This window comes from Luteolibacter sp., assembly GCF_058122085.1.
This window is the reverse complement of sequence record NZ_JBIKBQ010000190.1, coordinates 1-3,435: the sequence shown is the minus strand read 5'-3', so window position 1 is coordinate 3,435 and position 3,435 is coordinate 1. Positions and strand designations below refer to the sequence as shown.

The 3,435-nt window shown below is 61.6% G+C and carries 4 protein-coding genes; all 4 read left to right on the top strand.

Annotated elements, in window-relative coordinates:
* Positions 1–53: 53 nt before the first annotated feature.
* From AC4DF4_RS18265 to AC4DF4_RS18250, 4 genes are read left to right on the top strand one after another with little or no spacing between them, the layout of a single operon-like run.
* On the top strand, positions 54–845 hold the full coding sequence (locus tag AC4DF4_RS18265) for a hypothetical protein (RefSeq protein ID WP_490049531.1): 792 nt from the start codon (positions 54–56) through the stop codon (positions 843–845).
* Between the two features lie 38 nt (positions 846–883).
* On the top strand, positions 884–2,335 hold the full coding sequence (gene gatB, locus AC4DF4_RS18260; RefSeq protein WP_490049530.1) for an Asp-tRNA(Asn)/Glu-tRNA(Gln) amidotransferase subunit GatB: 1,452 nt from the start codon (positions 884–886) through the stop codon (positions 2,333–2,335).
* A 38-nt stretch (positions 2,336–2,373) separates the two neighbouring features.
* Positions 2,374–2,901 (top strand): nucleotidyl transferase AbiEii/AbiGii toxin family protein, encoded by a 528-nt coding sequence (locus AC4DF4_RS18255; protein ID WP_490049529.1) that lies wholly within the window; start codon positions 2,374–2,376, stop codon positions 2,899–2,901.
* Positions 2,898–3,131, top strand: coding sequence for a hypothetical protein (locus AC4DF4_RS18250; RefSeq protein ID WP_490049528.1), 234 nt, complete (start codon positions 2,898–2,900; stop codon positions 3,129–3,131). The genes AC4DF4_RS18255 and AC4DF4_RS18250 overlap by 4 nt, the downstream gene beginning before the upstream one ends.
* Positions 3,132–3,435 lie beyond the last annotated feature (304 nt).

The following is a 3,435-nucleotide window of genomic DNA, read 5'->3' as shown; positions in this document are numbered from 1 at the left end:
TTCTTCATCCTCTTCGCGGCGACCGGTGATCGCCGCCACATTCGCACCTCCTCTTGTCTCCCGACTCCGTCCCACAAATCAGCCTCGGCACCGCCGCGCTCGTGATCTTCGCGGTGTGCGCCAGCTTCGTGCTGCTGCGCGGGGTGACCCGGATGATCGTCGGCACCGTCGTCCTCAGCCTCAGCGCGTGGATCGGCTTCCGCGTCTGGCAGCAGGCCCCCACCCTTTCCATCGAGTGGACCGGGCAATCCCTCGCCTGGATCACCAACGGCCTGCCCGTCGCCGCCTTCCTCGCCGCACTTTTCCTCATCCGCAAGCTCGCCAAAGCCATCGTCCGCCCCTTCGGGAAATCCCCCGATGAGGAAAAACCCCGCTCCGTCATCAAGCTGGCGTTTCTTCTCCTGCTCGCCCTCATTCCCACCTCGCTCCTCTGGATCATCGGCGCCACGCTCGTCCATCACAACGGCTCCATCGCCGAGGTCCGCGCCTACTCGGAAAAATCCATCGGCATCCCCGAAACCACCCCGGACGGCTTCAGCCAGAAACTCAAATCCTCCGTCGAGGCCGCCGTCCCCGCCAGTTGGCTCAAAATCCTCGATCCCCTCGCCGAGCCCTCCCGCCTCGCCCTCGCCAAACTCATCACCGCCCAAGCCGACTCACCGCTCACCCCCGTCATCGATCCCCAGACCGGCAAGCCCATCCCGCGCGCCGTCATCGTCAACGACCCGGAACTCCAAAACCTTGCCCGCGATGGAAATTACGGCACACTCCTGCGCCATCCCCTCCTCACCAAAGCCCTCGCCGATCCCAAAGTAAAAAAACTCCTCAAGGATCTCAGTCTCTGACCTTTCAGCTTTTCAGAATTTCAGCATCTACCCGAAAAATGTCCTACCTCGTCACCATCGGCCTCGAAGTCCACTGCCAGGTCAACACCCAGACCAAGATGTTCTGCGCCTGCCGCACCTCCTTCGGCGACACGCCCAACACCCACACCTGCCCGGTCTGCCTCGGCATGCCCGGCGCGCTACCCGTCCTCAACCGCGAGGCCATCGAGAAAACCCTGCTCACCGGCCTGATGATCGGCTGCGGCTCGCCTGAAATCTCCAAGTGGGACCGGAAGAACTATTTCTATCCGGACATGCCGAAGAACTACCAGACCACCCAGATGGACCTGCCCCTCTGCATCGGTGGCGGCGTCCCGCTCTACGAACATTGCTACCCGACCGATCACCGCAAAAACATCGCCAACCCCGACAAAACCGTCCGCCTCAACCGCATCCACCTCGAGGAGGACGTCGCGAAATCCACCCACCTCGGGAACTCGTCTCTCATCGACTTCAACCGCGCCGGCACGCCGCTGATGGAGATCGTCACCGAGCCCGACCTCGAGTCCGGCGAGGAAGCCTTCGCCTACGTCCGCTCGCTCCAGATGATCCTCCAGCAAGGCGGCGTCTCGGATGCCGACATGGAAAAAGGCCAGCTCCGCTGCGACGTGAACATCTCGTTGCGCAAGAACGCCGCCGACCCGCTCGGCCAGAAAGTGGAGCTCAAGAACCTCAACTCCATCTCCGCCATCCGCCGCGCGATTCATTTCGAAATCATGCGCCAGACCGAGGAGCTCAACCGCGGCATCCCGCAGATCCAGTCCACCCGCCGCTGGGACGACGACCGCGGCGAAACCCAGATGATGCGCACCAAGGAAGACGCGCACGACTACCGCTACTTCTCCTGCCCGGACCTCCTGCCCATCGAAACCGCGCCGTTGTTAGCCAAGGTCCGCCCACTCGTCCCCGAGCTCCCGCACGAGCTTGCCGCGCGCTTCGAGCACCAACTCGGCGTCACCGCCTACGACGCCTCCGTGCTCTCCTCCGACAAGCACCTCGCCGCCTATTTCGAGGCCGTCACCGACCCCGCCATCCCCGGCAAGAAAGTCGCCAACTTCATCATCAACACCCTGCTAGGAACCCTCAACGAGCGCGCCCTCGGCATCGGCGAATGCCCGGTCGCCCCGGAAAAACTCCGAGCCCTCCTCGTTCTGATGGAAAACGGCACCCTCGCCGCCAACCAGGCCAAGGAAGTCTTCACCGTGCTCTTCGACACTCCGGAAAAAGACCCCGCCGCCATCGCCGACAGCCTCGGTTTCAAACCCGCCGAAGCCGGCGAGCTCGAAGGCCTCTGCGACCAAGTCATCGCCAACAACCCGGCCGAAGTCGCCGCCGTCAAGGCCGGCAACGAGAAGCTGCTCAATTTCCTCACCGGCCAAGTCATGAAAGCCGCCGCCACCAAGCCCAACCCCAAGCAGGTCACCGAACTGCTGCGCGCGAGGCTGCTGTAGCGGCGGTCTGTGACCGTAGCATTCCAATATTGTCAACCATGCTCCCCGAGTTCGCCCATTCACTCTATCAATCCTTCGAGCGCGAAGGTATTCCGCTCCTGCTCGCTGGCGGCTGGGCAGTGTGTCACCACGGTTACGCTCGTCTGACTCTGGATGTGGATTGGGTTTGTCCACGTTCCAAGGAGTCCGAAGCCGTGGCCCTGATGGACCGGTTGCATTTCACCAAAACCAGCGATGGAATGGCGTCACGTTTCAAAAGCCGTAAAAACGCCGCATTCCCCTACATCGATCTGATCTGGGTGGATGACGCCACATTGGCCTTGATGGCCGAGCCTGACCTCGCCGAGACGAAAGCGCACCAGGTGCCGGTAATCAATTTCAAGGCGCTTCTCGCAATGAAGCTTTTCGCCCTCAGAGACGATCAAGCCCGCCAGCACAAAGATCTACTCGATATCCGCTTCTTGCTGAGCCATGGTCACACCAAGGTGTCTGACGAGGAGTTCAAGGCTCTTTGTGAGCGCTATGCCGGTCCCGCCGCTTACGACAAAATCAAATCGAATCCATGAACATCCTCGACCTTGAATTCCCGGATTTTTCCGACCACCCGCCGCCTCCGCAGGTCTCTCTGGACGTTTACGAGAAGTGGGTTTTTGAGCTGTTAGCCAGCGGCATGCGTCGTCCGATGTCCGACGAGGAGATGTTGGCCGAGTGGATGCGCAACGAAGGCAGCCAGACCGAAGAATGGCCGGACTTCGGCGCCCCGCAAAGTGTCCCGGCCGCATTTCCTAACACGTGATCCACGGGACGGCTCCGCCCCGGCCTTATTTGGGAAGCAGCGCGACCAGCTCTTCGTGCGGACGCGCGATAACGTGCGCGGCGATGACCTTTCCGAGTGATCCGACGGCCTGCTTGCCCGCCTGAATGGCGGCGGAAACGGCTGCTAGCAATGAGTCCCCGTCATGTGAATCCGCGAGGATTGCGGTAGGGACCGCCGTTGCCGACGGCCCCCCGCGCAGATCCGTACGTGAAGAATTACCTCATACGGCTCCTGCCTTGAGTCGGGCGCTGAATCTTTGTTCTGGATATGGATGGATGATATG